The organism is Variovorax sp. PBL-H6 (assembly GCF_901827155.1).
Classification (GTDB): domain Bacteria; phylum Pseudomonadota; class Gammaproteobacteria; order Burkholderiales; family Burkholderiaceae_C; genus Variovorax.
In genome coordinates this window covers 4,292,057-4,307,375 of sequence record NZ_LR594659.1, presented here as the reverse complement: position 1 = coordinate 4,307,375, position 15,319 = coordinate 4,292,057, and the positions used below count along the sequence as shown (strand labels likewise).

Sequence of the window (15,319 nt, the reverse complement as noted above, 5' to 3'; positions counted from 1 at the left end):
TCTCGGCGGTCTGGTCGTCAAGGTAGCAGCACCCGAGATAAGTCAGCGACTGGCCGAGACGCTTGACTGAATCTGACTATTGCACGTTGCATGTCCTCAACTCGCACAGACTTGTGCAGAATCTGTACACCGCCCGTTGCGCAGTGGCCTCCCTGCAAATTCAGGGAATCTCCGCGACTTTCGGGCCATTCGCACCGATTGCGGAAAAACTGTAGAACTTCGCTGTATCGCCCAGATGGCGAAACTTCTGGCGAGCCAGTTGCAGCAGTTTTTCGTCGCAAGTGGAAATCACAAACTGCTTACTGCCTTCAGGCGAGTTCTGCAGGCCAGAAATTAGGTCGAGAAGCGCATATGTGTTGAGGTCATCGAAGTGAGTCACTGGGTCATCCATCATGACTGAGGAGAACCCCGACCACGTCTGTGAACTGCAGGCCGTCAAGAACAATCCGAGCACCAACGTCTGGACTTGCGACTGACTGAAATAGTCTGTCGGTCGAAGGCTCTCGTCGTTTCTCTTCACCTGCACCGCAATGGACGACCCCTTGCTTGCGACCTCGATGTCTCCGAAGCCGTATACGGGTCGGAGTCTGCGCTGAATGACCGCCGTTCGAGGGCCATACTCCTGGGTGAAATGCTGTGTCGCGGCGGCCCGCTGGCTTCCGAGAAGCTTATGAATGCCCTCGAAGTACTTCACCCATGGCGCGACCCTAGCAAGAGTCGCTTCTTTCTCGTCAGCTACTCGTTTGTGCTCGAGCAGCCGATTGTTGATGCTGGCGAACGCAGCAGAGGTAGCCGCGGCGTCGAGGGCGACTTCCAGTTCGGCCACTCGGGTCGCAAGTACTTCCGCTGAGCCCTGTCGCGCAACAGTCGCTGCAATCGCAGCCAAGATTTCGTCAGCGTTTGCCTCGGCCGAGAATCCGGAGGTAGCCAGCGACGCCGTCAACGCCTGAACCCGGCCCTCCAGCGCGCTGAGGTGACGCGCCGCACTTTGATGCGCAACTCTGGCGGCCAGTAGCCGAGCATGCGATGCAGCGAGTTCCGCGCGACGGGCGTCCGCGGCGTTGCTCGCCGCCTGGGCGGCCGCTGTGGCATCGGCCTGACGACGAACTGCTTCCGAGAGCGCCCGCTCCAGTTGTGGAAGGTCAGTGGCGACGTCGAAGGCTCCTCGGCGCGGGTCGCTGACCAGTGCATACAAATTCTGCTGGCTTGCGGCCAAGTGTTCTGAAAGAGCGTCAACCAATGCACCAGCCGAACGCTCGGCGTCCACACGTGCCTGCACGGTGTTCTCCGCGTCCTTCTTCGCCTGCCTCGCACCCTCTAGCTGAGCACTTGCTTGTTCCAGCGTACCCTTTGCTTGGGCCAGCACCCCGTCAAGCTGGAGCGAGAAGCCGTCTGAGAACTGCAGACCAACGGTCGCCAGAGCTCCATCGAAGGCGACCCGTTCGCGCAGCAGGGCCACGCGTACCCCAGCCACTTGCGCCTTCTCGCGTTCAACCTGCTGCAACTGCTCCTCAATTTGCCGTTGCGACTCCTTGAGCCCATCAAACTTTCTGGATTCTTGCGTCCATTGGTCTGAAATTTGAAGAAGCGCTTCGTTTTGGCCTAGACGCCGGTCGATGGCATCCAAAAGACCTTCCAGCGTCCCGTGGTCATGCCCGCACAAGAGGCAATTTCCGTCGGATACGTGCGACCGAAGCGAAGCTACCTGTTCCTGGATTTCTGAAGCGCTCTGACGTGCTGATGCAAGTTCGCGCCGCACTCTGTCAACGACGAGGTTCTGGTCAGCGACGGCTTGACGCTCCTTGCTCAGTCTCTCGTTCAGTTCAAGGGCTACTTGAGTTAGGCGCTCTTCAGTTCCTTGGACTTCGGTCGTCAGCGCTGGAAGCAACTGGCCGCGTTCGAGCTGGTCCCGCACCGCCTGGACTCTTGCAACACGTTCAGCAGCCGAGCGATGCTGGGCCTCGGCCTGACTCAATAAGTTGCTCGCCGCAGCAACCGCTGTTGCTGCGTCAGACTGAAGACTGCGATGCGTCTGGCGTACAAGCGCCGCTTCCTCCAACTTCGCCTTTAGATCAGCCAGCTCTTGCGAGAGTTGCGCAAACTGAGGGCGGGCTTCGACGACCCAAGCGGCGGCGTCACGGGTCGCCTTGTCGTCGTCCTCCGTGGCCCGGAGGCGTGCAAGGCTGCTCTCTGACTCCTGCACCTGGGTTTCTTGCTCTCTGAATACGGTGTCAGCCCTCGTCAATGTTTCGACGTAGTCTGATAGTGGCGCCGCCTGCGCCTTTAGCTCTTCTTGCGCACTTCGAAGCTCGGTCAAGGACTCGAGGCACTTTTCCAATGCGGGCTTGCTGGACGCAGCCTCTATGCGCTTGCCTTCGAGGAAGGCACGGAGGCTGCGCATGTCCCGCGCCGACCCCATTTCGGCCAGACTGAACCCTGCGTTCTCAATATCCTGCTCCAGCGCTCGAGCGCGAGCGTCTAGCGTCTCGGAAGAACCGCCCGCACTTTGAAGGCCTTGGAGCCTGCCCAGCTCGGCTTGGTCGACAGCAGCTTTGTCAAGCGCCTGCTGAAGCCGCGCTTCGGCGTCATCCACTTGCTTCTTCGCAAGGTCTAGAACCTCCTTGGACTTGTTCAGGCCAACGACGTAGTCATCGAACGCAAGCATCCGCGACACGATGTCTCCTGGCAGCTGGCAGGACTCGGCAATCTCCTCAGTCAAAGCTTGTCGGTCTTGACTGAACAGGTGGGTGGCGCGGAAGAGCGCGACCAAGTTGTCGACACGGTCGCTTACCGAGAGCTCGCCGCCCGTCAGTAAGGCCAGAATGTCTTTTCGCTCCTTGGGCTGGCCGTCTAGCGTCGCCTTGTTTGGTTCAGCAAGGTCCCGAACAATCGTGTGCATTTTGCCGTCGCGCTCGAAGGTCAGCGAAACGGTCGTCGGCTCGTCGCCGCAGTCAAGGTTTTTTGCGACCTTCGCGAACGCAGGCGCGCCTTTCGGGAAGCGATGCACGCCACCGGTGACCACGAAGTCGATCGCATCAAAAAATGAGGTCTTACCGAATCCGTTGGGCCCGTAGAGGACCGTGACCGCGGAGCCAAGAACAAACTTCTTTGGGGCTCGGTATGCGCGGAAGTTCTCAATTGATATTGACCGAAGAATGGACTGGCTCCGCGGCTCTTCCGGGACTGCCTGAACGGCGTCGAACGAACCGGTGGTCAACCCGGACGGTTGTCCGTATTTCTCCTCCAGGCACGCCTGAAGAAGAGTCTGCGCCCCCGTACCCGGCACAACTAGGCGACTTGCCAAATCCGTACTCACATTCCGACTGCGCAGCAACGCCTGTGCCGAGGGTGGGCGGATGGAGGCGCCCTTGATGCGTTCCAGCGGAAGAAAGGGCAGACGTGTCAGGCTGCCGGCGATGTCTTGATGCAGCTGGACGACGAACTTGCGGCAAAAGTAGACGTCGACCTCCACCTTCGAGCAGAACTCCTGCGTCGCCACCAGCCCGCTTGGCAGGCAATAGATGAAGGACACGTCCTTCGTTGCCCAGGACGCGCCCTGTGCCATGAAATGCTTCTTGAACGCCGTGTAGAGCGGCGCGTAGTCAGCCTCACCGCCAAAAGCAAATGCTTCCAACGCGTGCCCACGCTGCATCAAGACCAGCGGAGGGCAGTTCTCAACGAGCTGCATCTCGCTCAGGTCCACGTTGCTAATCGCATCGCCAAGTGCCGCTTTCATGGCGGCTGGCAAGGCATTGAGCTCAGCCGATAGCGTCATGGAGTGCCTTTTCTAGCTCTGAGCGCGCGGCGGCGCCCAGATATGCGTCAATGAACGTGCGATAGCCGACCTGGATAACGGCACTACCCGGGTCGGTGAACTTGTAATCTTTGGACAGCGGTTTGCCCGAATCGAGGAAGCTACCCAGCCTTGTATTCCAGGCAAGGTTATCGGCGTCTCTAGACACCACGACGAGCCTCCCACGGCGCTGTGCTGCCCGTTCCTTGACGTGCTCTGCGCACGTCTCATGCGTCTCTCCGCGCACTGCTATCGCCTCGAAAGTACATGCACCCTTGGTGACGGTAGCTTGAGAGCCCTGACCGTGAAACTGACAGGGGTACTGTGCGGCCCCAAAGATTGAGAACGTGTGAAGCACGTGCTCGACCGCGGTGGACTCTTTGTCAGTCCACGTGTCCGAACTGGAAGGCTTCATACCAGCGGCCGATGCCAGGACCAAGTCCGTGAGTTCCGGCGCAGGCATAGGTCGAAGCGACGACACAACTTGGCTGTGAGCCGTCGCACAGATGCCGGCCAGGTTGGCGCCAGCGTGTCGGAGAGCAAGCGACTTGCTGGCATCGTCCAGGTCATCGTTCATCCACTTGACGACGGCCTGAACAGCTGCGGCAGGGGCTCTGGGGTCGCTAGTCGGCCCGAAGGGATGGACCGTCGCCTCTCTAACGGCGATGTCTTTTCCCGCGTTGCCTGGCACAAGCGAGCGCGGATTGACGACGAGGAACGAGTGCACACATGCACCGCGCTCCCGGAAGACCGCATCGCGGAAGTTGTCCAGCGTGCACCCCGCTCGATAGCCGCCCCCACCGTTGTTATAGGTAGGCATGCAGCTTGGCTTAGAGAACTTCGCAGTGTTGATGACGGCAGAGCACCCATACTCCGATGCCTTGCCCGGTGCCTCCGCTCCCGCGACATTCGCCATTACCAGGCACGTGTCGTCGCGCGAAACATTGAGGAAGGCAGTTCCATCGTAGAAGTTTGCGACCTGGCCCATGAAGGAGGGGTGGGACGGCTGGGGATTGCACTGGGCCACGAACAGCCACGTGAGGGGCAAGGTCGCGTGGATTGCCGCGGCGGCGTCGTTGATGCCCTGGAGTAGCCATGCCCACACGCGCTGGGTTTCGGTCGTGCCAATCCAGTCGAAGCAAAGAAGGGTCGCGAAGCGAAACGGCAGCTGGGTACCGGCAAAGGTTCCCTTGAAGACGTAGATCGAGCGCCCACGATACATCGCCTCGTAGTTGCGGTTGAGCTCAACCCAGGCTGGAACCAACTTCGGCTGAACCCAGCAGTGCACCTGACCGTCCTCAGCCTTGACCCAAGTCATGCTGCTGTTAACCCACTGCCCCGTGGGAACGGATTCCGGTCCGTTGACCTCTGCATCGTGGTTGGTGTTGGGCTGTGCCAGCAACTCCGCGTACTGCGTCCGCGTGAGCCCTTCGACTCCGCCGATGACGATGGTTCCAACCGGCCAGTCATCATGCTGCATCGCGACACGGATGCGCGCAACGCCTTCAATACCGGGTATCGACAGTTCAGGAAAAACGGTGAAGTGCGTCTTATCGGCGCGATGCGCTCTGCTATGAGCTACAGCAAGCGTGGTGTCCACGCACTCAAGCGCCCGCGTGCGCTGAACTGGGAGCCACGTGAAAGGTTCGTACGCGGTGAATTCGACGTAGGGCTGCGCGACGACCATTCCAGCGCCGTGGAGCGGCAACTGAACGCCGAGTTGTCCCAAGTCGATTTCACGAACTCGAATCATCCTCTTTCCTTCTCATTTTTCTGACAGTTTTGCCACGTTCAGTAACAAGTGTAGGCGAGCACACGACGCGCCCGTAGTGCCACTGAACGTCAGGCTTCGCAGAATCTAGCCCAGCGGATGATTTGCGGCGTCGAACGCCCCATGGGTTCAGCAGCCAGCGAGGATGCCCAATAACTGCCGTTCGCGGAGGTTTGTCCTTGGCCGCCCGGCGACACTGACCGCCGGGTCGAATACCCGCTTCCAGTCTCAAGCTGTCGAACTTGGTTGGTCCTAGGCTAGGCCGGGCTACCCCTAATGATCGGCGTGCCGCTCAACGTCTGCCTGCCGAGCCATTCGCGGATGCGGTCACCGGCATGGGGCGCTCATGGTTGGGGTTCGGCCGTCTCCGATATGGATGCATGCAGCAGTCATGTCGCGCGCCCGTTCATGCGCTCCGCGATCCATGATTGCACGGCGCTCTCCGGCCACGCCGCGGTGCGCTGTCCGGTTTTCACCGAGCGCGGAAAGATGCCCCTGCGCATCTGCTCGTAGATGGCCGACCTGCGCAGGCCGGTGAGGCGCTCGACCTCAGGCAGCCTCAGAAGCCTGTCGGAGGCGCGCTTTGCTGTCTGCATCGGCGGCATTGTTGCGTCACCGCGAAGGAGCGCAAGCGCCTCCTGCAGCAGATGAGCCGCCTGAAGGGCCCGTTGAGCGCCAGGGTCAGCGGCGACGCGCGCGCTCGGTTCGTTGTCGGTATGGGGTCGCATAGGCATTGCCTTTCGGTTTCCGCAGCGCGTCTAATGCCGTTGCGGACGTCCATAGGTTGCCCGGGATGTCTGCCGGCACCAACTCGCCATAGCGATGCGAGGCGCACTCCAGCGTAGGCGTGGAAGTCGGAGAAGGGCGTTCCGTGCATAGCGAGTTCGAGCTCTCTGCTCGAAGCGGGTGTGCCCGATCCCTCTCAACGACCTTCGTTCTTCCTTTCCAGCAGGAACGCCTTGCGCTCGGCCCTTGCTTCGGCGACTCGCTTCAGCTCAGGGTAGGACTTCGCCTCAATGAGCGCTCCACTGGGATTCTTGACGTTCGGATTCAAGACGACGGCGTAGTGGGTGGGCGGCGATTTGCGCCCTGCATCGCGATAGATCCGCACCTGCATGCCGCTGTGCACATACTCTTCGACGACCTGATCATGATCGGAAGGTTCTGAGTGCGGGATCTGGATCTTCGCAGGACGCGCACCCTCTTCCGAGGCGATCGGATAGACGTTCAGCTCCAGAACCTGGGCATTCAACCCCACCTGAATTGCCGAGCGCAGTGCGGCCTTGGTTGCCTCCGCGCCCTGGCCAGCGAGCGGGTTCATCTCGATAAGAACGTGCGCAAGGATTCGGCGGTTTTCGGCCATGTCTGGTTTCGATCGTTTCTGCGGAGGTTGGTGATGTGGTGGCATGGGGCGGCGCCTCATTCCGGCCACCAAAGCGGCCGTTCCGGTTGCGCCGCTTCGGCGCGCAATGCGTCGGCCAGTTCATGCACGGGATCCTTGAGGCTGTTTCGTACGAGTGCGATCCATGTGCGCAATGCGTCGTCCTCGGGTTGATCGTCAGCGATCCCCTCCAGGCGCGAAAGCACATTCAGGGCACTGTGATACGCCTCCAGGGATTGGCCGGCCGCGGCGGCGCGAGGCAGTTGATTCGCCCGCGCCTCTCGGCGTTGGGTGCGCGCCTGCTCTGCAGCCATCGCGACGTTGTGTGCCCGGGCTGCTTCGCGCTCCTGCTTTCGTTGGATGGCGGCTTCCTCGGCCAGTAGCTTGGACCTGAGTACTTCGGCTTCCGGGAATGCGATCAGGGCGCGTGTGATCTCCGGGAGTTGCTGCTCCAGCTGTTCGCGGCTGCCTGTCCACTGGCGGGCAATGACGTGCCAGTCTCTCTCCAGCTTCAGCTTGTAGCCATCGAGGGCCCTGTACTCATCTCGATGAAAGAGGAAATCCTGGTGCCTGGGTTGAGCAATCTTCTCAACCTGTTCGGAGAAGTTCAGCTTGATGGCGCCGCCCGCGCGACGGATCTCAACCGTGTTCGATGCGTCTCCCCGGTCGGCGACGACCTGGCAGCCTCCGGCGATCAGTCCACGGATGAGCGCTTCGTGGAAACGGAGGATCCAATCGATGTGGGTCAAGGTCGCGGTGATGCGCAGGCAGCCGCTGCCGGCGACGTACCGGCCCAAGGACATCTTGTGGCTCGACATGCCGCCGAAGAAGGGTCTGCGCAGTCGCCTGGCTTCTTCCGCCTCCACCGCCAACTTCGCCTCGTCGCGCTCAATGGACTGGAAGAAGCGTGCGGTCTTCGCCACCAGCGGGTGGCAGTGGTCGAGCGAGGGCGGGACATCGATGGACTGCAGCACAACGGCGTCCTTCGCCCGGGAAAACGCTTGCTGGATCTGCTGGACCCTCGTGGCGTCGGAGGAACGGGCCGCCGTGGTGTCTTTTTCCGGCAAGTGGACTTCGTGATCGATTTCAGACGGCGGCAGAGTGGTCTGCACGCAGGTCTTGCCGGCCGCAAGACGGGTCCAGTAGCCGACGGGCGGAACAGGGATGTCGTATCGGCGGCAGAGCTTGGAGAGCCCGACGTCGGACAGGCCGAGCTTCGGCCCCAGATGGCGAAGCGGCGTCTGCCAGACCAACGCATACAGTTCGGATCGTTTCACGCACATCTCCATCGTCAGTCAAGAGGAAGGCCACGGCGAAGTCGTCGGGGGCGCCTGAAGACTGGGTGCCCGGCCATCTTGATCGGCATTCCGCACTCCGCCGTCCAGAAGCACCACTGCGCGCTGCGCTTGCCCAATCGGGTGGGAGCGCGTGGTGGGGCGGCTTGCTGGTTTCCTTGATCTTTGCACACCGTTCACGCCGTCAAGGTCTGCGCGTGCTGCGCACGCTGGCGTCCTTCAGCCGTCTGTCGAACCTTGACTGCTGCGCTGCGGCGTGCCGGTTCCGGTCTCGGGCAATCCCGCCCGATCACTGGAGTTCGCCATGTCGCACGATCTGTTCTCTTCCCTCGATTCCTTCGTTGCCGTTTCTGCTGCTTCTTCTTCACTGCTCGTTCGCGATGTCACGGGCGAGTACCGTTCTGCCGATGCAGACGAGGTGCTGCAGGCCGCGCAGCAGGTGCTGGCGGGTCGGGTGCGCGGCGCCAACGTGTTGACGTCGCCGGCGGTGGTCAAGGATTTCCTGCGGGCGCGGCTCGGGGCCTTGCCTCATGAGGTCTTCGCGGTGGTCCATCTGGATGCGCAGCACGCCGTCCTGGAATACGTCGAGATGTTCCGGGGCACGGTGACGCAGACCTCGGTCTATCCGCGCGAGGTGCTCAAGGATGCGCTGGCGCTGAACAGTTCCGCGCTTCTGCTGGTGCATTGCCATCCGAGCGGTTGCGCCGAGCCTTCGCGGGCCGACGAGCATCTGACGCAGACGCTCAAGGCCGCGGCGGCGCTGGTGGACGTGCGGGTGCTGGACCACCTGATAGTCGCGGGCAGCACTGTGCTGTCGATGGCCGAGCGAGGGCTTCTGTGATGCGGGGGCCTTCGGGCCCTTGCGCTGATGCGCCTTATGCGCGACTCATGCGCGCGGCACGTCGGCTTCTGCCGTGCCCTCGGCCTTGGGCAGCAGGCTCACCGACCAATGGCCGCCTTGCTCCTGCTGGGGTGCCAGCAGGTCATAGGTCTTGACCATGTTCAGCAGTCCCGAGTGGCCATAGGTCTGCGGGGAGAACGCCGGGTCGGTGCGCTTGAGGTACTGGCCCAGGACGCCCAGGCCAACCTTGCCTTCGGACGTGTCGCTGGCGAGCAGCGATACGGCCTCGACGAGAAAGCGTGGCCGGCGCTTCGGCGCAGGCTTGGGCGGTTCCTGCTTCGTCGGTTCGGCCTTGGCCGGCTCCGCTTTCGCGGTTGCCTTCGGCGCGACCTCGGCGATGGCTTCCGCGGGTGGCTCGGGACGGGTCCATTCGAAGAACTGGTCGCTGGCGTTGCGCAGGGCGTCGGGCGTCTTCGGCTCGCCCACGATGCAGACCGTGGCGCCGCGTTCGCGCAGCTTGCGGCACAGGTAGGCGAAGTCGGAGTCGCTGGTGACGAGGCAGAAGGTATCGGCCCGCTGGTCGAAGAGCGCTTCCAACGCATCCAGCGCCAGGGCAATGTCCGCGGTGTTCTTGCCGGCGGCGTACTGGTACTGCAGGCAGGGTGTGAAGGCCAGGCGCACCAGGGCGTCCTGCCATTTGTTGCCCAGCGTGCCTTGGTTGCCGTAGCCGCGGCGCAGAACGACGCGGCCGAACTGCGCCACCATGCGCAACGCGTGTTCGAGGATGTCGGGCGGCACGTTGTCGCAGTCGACCAGTACGGCCACGCGTGTCTCTGCTGTTGTCGGGGTGGTGCTCATCCGGAGTTTTGCCTGTCTGGGTTGAACGGTCTGTCACGGTATCCAATTCAGGGGCGTCTCCGGCCAGGCGGACATGGCCGGCCGCGCTGTCGTGCTGCGCATCGAGCCGCCCCTGGCGTCTCACCTCCTTCGGGCTCCATCGTTCCCTCGCGTTGCTCGGCTGACGCCTTCGGCCCGGCTCGTTGATCCGGGCCTGCGCGCTTCGCTTGCGTGGTGCCGGCGCCGAGAGCGGCCGTTGCCGCAGTCACGGTCTTTCCTGGGCCCATCACCTTGTCCGCGACTGTAGCCCGCGGCCGTGTGCCGTCAAGGCGCGCAGGGCCGTGTCCTCGGCTTCGCCTGCGGGCCGCACCAACCCTGCGCTTGTCTCCTTGACCGCCCCCGTCCACGGGCTCGTTTCGTCGCGGGCGATGAACTCAGGAAAGACGGTGGCAACGAGGCCGACCTGGTTCTTCGCGCCGACCCCACCGGAGTCCGAAGAGGGCTCTGAATCTAGGAATCCGGTGGGGGTTCTTCAACAGCCAACTTCATTGGAGAAAGACCATGCAACTCGCTTCCCGTTTCGCACCGCGTTCGCCGGTGCTGCGCTCGGAACATTCCCTGTCGGATGACCAGATCAGGGCCGTCGCCCCATCCATCTTCGCCGACGCGCCCCACGAAAGCCGCTCAGAGCGCTACAGCTACATCCCGACCGTCACGGTGCTGCACAAGCTGCGCGAGGAAGGCTTTCAGCCCTTCATGGCGTGCCAGACCCGCGTGCGCCAGGAGGGGCGGCGCGACTTCACCAAGCACATGCTTCGGCTGCGCCATGCCAGCCAGATCACCGCCCGGGGCGTCGCCCACGAGATCATCCTGCTCAATTCGCACGACGGCACCAGCAGCTATCAGATGCTGGCGGGCGCCTTCCGATTCGTTTGCCAGAACGGGCTGGTGTGCGGCGACACCGTGGCCGACGTGCGCGTGCCCCACAAGGGCGACGTGGCCGGGCACGTCATCGACGGCGCTTATGAGGTCCTGAGCGGCTTCGACCGCGCGCTGGAGTCCCGCGAAGCCATGCAGGCCGTCACGCTGGACGATGGCGAATCCCAGGTGTTCGCTCGCGCCGCGCTGGCGCTCAAGTACGACGACGAGAGCAAGCCCGCGCCCATCACCGAAACCCAGGTGCTGACGCCGCGCCGACTCGACGACCACCGCCCCGACCTGTGGAGCGTGTTCAACCGCACCCAGGAAAACCTCATCAAGGGCGGACTGCAGGGCCGCGCCACCAATGGCCGCCGCCAGAGCACCCGCCCCGTGCAGGGCATCGACCAGAACCTGCGCTTGAATCGCGCGCTGTGGCTGCTGGCCGATGGCATGCGGCGCCTCAAGGCCTGACCCCCGACCCCACGCGGAGGGGCTTCACGCCAACAAGGCCCCTTCGTCCCTTCGTTCGTTGGCTTGTCCTTTTCTTCAACAGGAGTTTCATCATGAATACCGCCACCCTTCACGATGCCACCGCCATCGCTGCCGCCGTGCAGAGCGTGGCCGCCATCGGCACGGGCCAGGACCTGCTGCTGATCCCGCTGTCGCGGCTGCGCCCATCCTCGCGCAACGTGCGCAAGAGCGGCGGCACGTCGATTCCCGAACTGGCCGCGAGCATCGCCCGCGTGGGCCTGCTGCAGAACCTCACCGTAGTGCTGTCAGCCGATGGCGAACACTACGAGGTGGTCGCCGGCCGGCGCCGCCTCGCCGCGCTCAAGCTGCTGGTCAAGCGCCGCAAGCTCGCCAAGGATCATGAGGTGCCGTGCCTGCTGGTGCCGGATGCGGCCGCGCGCACCGTGAGCCTGACCGAGAACGTGCAGCGCGAGGCCATGCACCCGGCCGACCAGTTCGAGGCCTTCGCCGCGCTGGTGGCCGAGGGCCGCGCCGTCGAGGATATTGCCGCCGACTTCGGCGTGACGCCGCTGGTGGTGCATCGGCGCCTCAAGCTTGCCAACGTTTCGCCCCGGCTGCTGGCCGACTACCGGGCGGATGCGGTGACGCTCGACCAGTTGATGGCGCTCGCCATCACCGACGACCACGCGGCGCAGGAAGCCGCGTTCTACGAGGCCTCGCAGTGGCAGCGCGATCCCGAGTCGCTGCGCGATCACCTGACCCATGAGGAGATTGACGCGGGCCGCGACCCGGTGGCGCGCTTCGTTGGGCTGGAAGCCTACGAGCAGGCGGGCGGGGCTACGCGCCGCGACCTGTTCGCCGACGAGCGGAGCGGCGTGTTTCTCGCCGATGCCGTGCTGCTGGACACGCTGGCCCGCGACAAGCTCGCGGCAGTGGCCGACGAGGTGCGCGCCGAGGGCTGGGGCTGGGTGGACGTGGCACCCCGCGCCACCTACGCCGACCTGCACCGCTTCCAGCGCGTGCGCGCGGCACGCCGCGAACCGGGCAAGGCCGAGGCCAAGCGCATCGCCAAGCTGGAAGCCGAGCAGGCCAAGCTGCAGGAGCGGCTGGACGACGAGAACGAGGCCATCGGCGACGACGAGGCGCAGGCACTGCGGGACGCGATGGATGCGATCGGCAAGGACCTGGACGCCATCGAGCGCAAGCTGCGGGTCTACCCGGTGGGCGCGGTGCCGATGGCGGGGGCCGTGGTGTCGCTCGATTCCGAAGGCGCGGTGGTGGTGCATCGCGGCCTGCTGCGCGAGGACGAGGCCAAGGCGCTGCGCGTGCAGCAGCGCGGCGCGGAGGCCGGGGACGATGTGCGCGAGGCTGGCACGCAGGAACAGACCGAGGGCGATCCGCCCGCGCTGACAATCTCCGAGAAGCTGGCGCGCCGCCTGTCGGCGCACCGCACCGCCGCCTTGCAGGCCGAGGTGGCACGGCATCCGCACGTCGCGCTGGTGGCCGTGGTGCACCGGCTCGCGCAGCGCATCGTGCTCGACGGTTACCACGGCTCGCCGCTGAACATCAGCGCCGACCCGCAGGACCGGCTGGAGCAACACGCGCCGGACGTGGCCGAGGCTCCGGCCGCCGTGGGCATGCGCAAGGTGCGGGAGGCTTGGGGCCAGCGCCTGCCCGAGGACCCGGAGGTGCTGTTCGCCGAGTTGCTGGCGATGCCGCAATCCGAACTGCTGTCGCTGCTGGCGGTGTGCGTGGGTTTCACGGTGAGCGCGATCACGTCGCGCGAAGGCGACCGGCCTGGCGCGCTGCTGGCGCAGGCCGTGGGCCTGGACATGAGCCAATGGTGGACGCCGACCGCTGCGGGCTACTTCGAGCACGTGTCCAGGGCGAAGGCGCTGGAAGCCGTGCAGGTATTCGCCCCGGGTGAAGTGCACCGGCTCGCCAAGCTCAAGAAGACGCAGATCGCCGCCGAGGCCGAGCGGCTGGCCGCAGGCAGCGGCTGGCTGCCCGCGATGTTCCACGCGCTTGTGTCAGTGGCGCCGGAAGCCGCGCCGCCGGACGAGGCGCAAGAGCCTGCGGCCGTGGGCGATGACGAGAGCGCCAAAGACGCGCAGGCATTGGCCGAAGCCGCTTGACGTGGCACGTCCCGGCTGACCTCGCAGGTGGGCCGGGGCAACGCGAAATAAGCGCGACGCGCGCGGCAGGTCTGCCGCGCGCGTTTTCACATCCACGGCAACCGCAAACCCGCCGCAGCGCGCCAGCGCACGCTGCGGCGGGTTTGCGGTCGGGCCGCTGCACGGGAGCATCGGCGGATCGGAGGCATTCGCTCCTCTTACCACTATGTCCCATGAACCATGAACCATGAAGCAGTCAGCGCGGTCTTCTTCGAGGAGTCTTACACCGTCCCGGCCGACCAGACGGCGCGGTCGCTTTTCTCGCGGCTGCCGCATGGCCGCGATTACGCGGAGCAGCTGATCGAATGCCTGGCTACCGGCTACCTGGTCGCAGTCATCGAGTCGATGTGTATTCGCGAGATGCAGCAGCTGACGGACGCCGAGGCGGAAGTGGTGGTCGGGCGATCCATCCGAGTCGACCACCTGGGGCCGATCCCTCCGGGTTCGCCGTTGCGCTTGCGCGGATGGGTCGAGCGGCTGAGCGACCGCAGCGTCACCTTCCACGTGCGCGCCCAGGATGCGCATGAAGTCGTCTGCGAAGCCGTCGTCACTCTCGTGGCGACGTCACGCCGAAATATCGAGTCGCGCATCACGGCCAAAGTGAGCGCGCTGCGCGAACCAGGGCCATGAGCCCATATCCGGTGGCGCGCGTCGGAGTGGGCCGCCTCGCCGGGGCCGCCCGTCCAGATCAGGTTGCGGCATTCCCGGTCCAGACAGCAGCAGCGTCCGATGATGTCGAGGCCGGCTTCTCGCGCCGGGCCGGGCCGCCGTGTTCTTCCACGCCGCGCCTGCGCTGCCGGCGCCGATGCCCCGGAGCGGTTCGCTCGCGTTGGGGACCGACTTTGGCGGCAGCAAGGCGTGGACGGTGCCGGCGGTGTTCGTGGGGAGCGGGGCGGTGCGTTGGCCGTGGCTCGTTGCGGTGGCGGTCGCGCCCAGGGCGGCCTTGGCTTGTCGTGAATCCTGGCGATGCACCGGCTAAAGCCTCGGGCTTCATGGCAGCAACCGTCCGGCCCGAACAAATTTCCCCGCCTTTGTCACTGCGTTCGGCGGCTTCCTCGCGAGCCAAATTTCTTCGGGCACTCCCGGTCCTCCACGCTGTTGCGGCCCCTTCGCTGCGCTGCGGGATGCAGCCCGCCCGTGCCTCGCCCTTCGGATCACCGACAAGGCCGCGATGGGCGCGACCTGTCAACCACCGCAAGGAGTTTCATCATGGCCAACATCGGCACCTTCACCGCACAGAACGACAGCTACACCGGCACCGTTCGCACCCTGACGCTCAACGTCAAGGTCAAGTTCGTCCCGAACGACAAGGAGAGCGAGCACGCTCCCGACTACCGCATCGTCGCCGGCAACTTCGAGATTGGCGCGGCGTGGAAGAAGATCAGCAAGGCGGACCGGCCCTACCTGTCGGTGACGCTGGATGACCCATCGTTCCCGGCGACCATCTACGCCCGCCTGGTCGAAACCGAGGACGGCACGCACAACCTGATCTGGTCGCGCAGCAAGGGCGACTGACACCGCCCGCTCCGGCGCCCCGCCCACCGGCGGGGCGCCGGTTCTTTCTCCAGCCAAGACTCGCGGCCTGACTCCTCGTCATCGCCGCCGCATCGGCGGCTTTCCGTATAAGCGGCTTCGTGGCTTCGGTGCTGCAAGGAAAGCCACTTTCGTTCGTTTGTGCTTTTCTGCTTTCCCCCATACACGTGGAATCGCCAAGGCGCCTTCGTGTTGTCCGACGGATGCGGTTTCGAGGATTGGTCCTTTTTCAAGGATCAACAATTCCGCCTCACTTGCGTGCGCGTTGTGAAACGCCCCGGCCCGACGGTTCGGTCTGCGTA

Annotated in this window: 11 protein-coding genes; 5 read left to right on the top strand and 6 right to left on the bottom strand. The window is 64.3% G+C overall.

From position 1 onward, the window contains the following. Positions 1 to 160: 160 nt before the first annotated feature. The 5 genes from G3W89_RS20350 to G3W89_RS20330 form a co-directional block, all read right to left on the bottom strand. Positions 161 to 3,775, bottom strand: a complete 3,615-nt coding sequence (locus tag G3W89_RS20350; RefSeq protein ID WP_162575881.1) for an AAA family ATPase — start codon at positions 3,773 to 3,775, stop codon at positions 161 to 163. Further along, a complete protein-coding gene (locus tag G3W89_RS20345) occupies positions 3,759 to 5,546 on the bottom strand; it encodes a hypothetical protein (RefSeq protein WP_162575880.1) in 1,788 nt (595 codons plus the stop codon). Before G3W89_RS20345 ends, G3W89_RS20350 begins: the two co-directional genes overlap by 17 nt. Before the next feature lie 407 nt (positions 5,547 to 5,953). Further along, on the bottom strand, positions 5,954 to 6,160 hold the full coding sequence (locus G3W89_RS20340; protein WP_197893572.1) for a helix-turn-helix transcriptional regulator: 207 nt from the start codon (positions 6,158 to 6,160) through the stop codon (positions 5,954 to 5,956). Positions 6,161 to 6,486: 326 nt separating this feature from the next. Next, positions 6,487 to 6,927: a hypothetical protein gene (locus G3W89_RS20335; RefSeq protein ID WP_162575879.1), complete on the bottom strand. Its 441-nt coding sequence runs from the start codon at positions 6,925 to 6,927 to the stop codon at positions 6,487 to 6,489. A gap of 56 nt (positions 6,928 to 6,983) precedes the next feature. Further along, complete coding sequence (locus tag G3W89_RS20330) at positions 6,984 to 8,222, bottom strand: hypothetical protein (protein ID WP_162575878.1); 1,239 nt, start codon at positions 8,220 to 8,222, stop codon at positions 6,984 to 6,986. A 322-nt stretch (positions 8,223 to 8,544) separates the two neighbouring features. Between G3W89_RS20330 and radC the strand changes: the two genes are divergently transcribed. Then, positions 8,545 to 9,081 (top strand): RadC family protein, encoded by a 537-nt coding sequence (radC, locus tag G3W89_RS20325; RefSeq protein WP_162575877.1) that lies wholly within the window; start codon positions 8,545 to 8,547, stop codon positions 9,079 to 9,081. A 45-nt stretch (positions 9,082 to 9,126) separates the two neighbouring features. Here radC and G3W89_RS20320 read toward each other — a convergent pair whose 3' ends face one another. Next, positions 9,127 to 9,939, bottom strand: a complete 813-nt coding sequence (locus G3W89_RS20320; protein ID WP_162575876.1) for an NYN domain-containing protein — start codon at positions 9,937 to 9,939, stop codon at positions 9,127 to 9,129. A gap of 540 nt (positions 9,940 to 10,479) precedes the next feature. On the opposite strand from G3W89_RS20320, the gene G3W89_RS20315 reads away from it, so the two are divergent. The 4 genes from G3W89_RS20315 (at position 10,480) to G3W89_RS20300 (ending at position 14,999) form a co-directional block, all read left to right on the top strand. Continuing rightward, entirely contained in the window at positions 10,480 to 11,310 is an 831-nt protein-coding gene (locus G3W89_RS20315) for a DUF932 domain-containing protein (protein ID WP_162575875.1), read from the top strand. A gap of 92 nt (positions 11,311 to 11,402) precedes the next feature. Continuing rightward, positions 11,403 to 13,445, top strand: coding sequence for a ParB/RepB/Spo0J family partition protein (locus G3W89_RS20310; RefSeq protein WP_162575874.1), 2,043 nt, complete (start codon positions 11,403 to 11,405; stop codon positions 13,443 to 13,445). Between the two features lie 219 nt (positions 13,446 to 13,664). Continuing rightward, positions 13,665 to 14,114 carry a thioesterase family protein gene (locus G3W89_RS20305; protein ID WP_162575873.1) on the top strand — a complete coding sequence of 150 codons (450 nt, stop codon included), beginning with the start codon at positions 13,665 to 13,667 and terminating at the stop codon, positions 14,112 to 14,114. Between the two features lie 579 nt (positions 14,115 to 14,693). Continuing rightward, positions 14,694 to 14,999, top strand: a complete 306-nt coding sequence (locus G3W89_RS20300) for a DUF736 domain-containing protein (protein ID WP_162575872.1) — start codon at positions 14,694 to 14,696, stop codon at positions 14,997 to 14,999. Positions 15,000 to 15,319: the final 320 nt, after the last annotated feature.

Coding starts and splice junctions, on each gene's coding strand:
- G3W89_RS20350 (WP_162575881.1), bottom strand. CDS start 3,775: ATGACGCTATCGGCTGAGCTCAATGCCTTGCCAGCCGCCATGAAAGCG.
- G3W89_RS20345 (WP_162575880.1), bottom strand. CDS start 5,546: ATGATTCGAGTTCGTGAAATCGACTTGGGACAACTCGGCGTTCAGTTG.
- G3W89_RS20340 (WP_197893572.1), bottom strand. CDS start 6,160: ATGCAGACAGCAAAGCGCGCCTCCGACAGGCTTCTGAGGCTGCCTGAG.
- G3W89_RS20335 (WP_162575879.1), bottom strand. CDS start 6,927: ATGGCCGAAAACCGCCGAATCCTTGCGCACGTTCTTATCGAGATGAAC.
- radC (WP_162575877.1), top strand. CDS start 8,545: ATGTCGCACGATCTGTTCTCTTCCCTCGATTCCTTCGTTGCCGTTTCT.
- G3W89_RS20320 (WP_162575876.1), bottom strand. CDS start 9,939: ATGAGCACCACCCCGACAACAGCAGAGACACGCGTGGCCGTACTGGTC.
- G3W89_RS20315 (WP_162575875.1), top strand. CDS start 10,480: ATGCAACTCGCTTCCCGTTTCGCACCGCGTTCGCCGGTGCTGCGCTCG.
- G3W89_RS20310 (WP_162575874.1), top strand. CDS start 11,403: ATGAATACCGCCACCCTTCACGATGCCACCGCCATCGCTGCCGCCGTG.
- G3W89_RS20305 (WP_162575873.1), top strand. CDS start 13,665: ATGAACCATGAAGCAGTCAGCGCGGTCTTCTTCGAGGAGTCTTACACC.
- G3W89_RS20300 (WP_162575872.1), top strand. CDS start 14,694: ATGGCCAACATCGGCACCTTCACCGCACAGAACGACAGCTACACCGGC.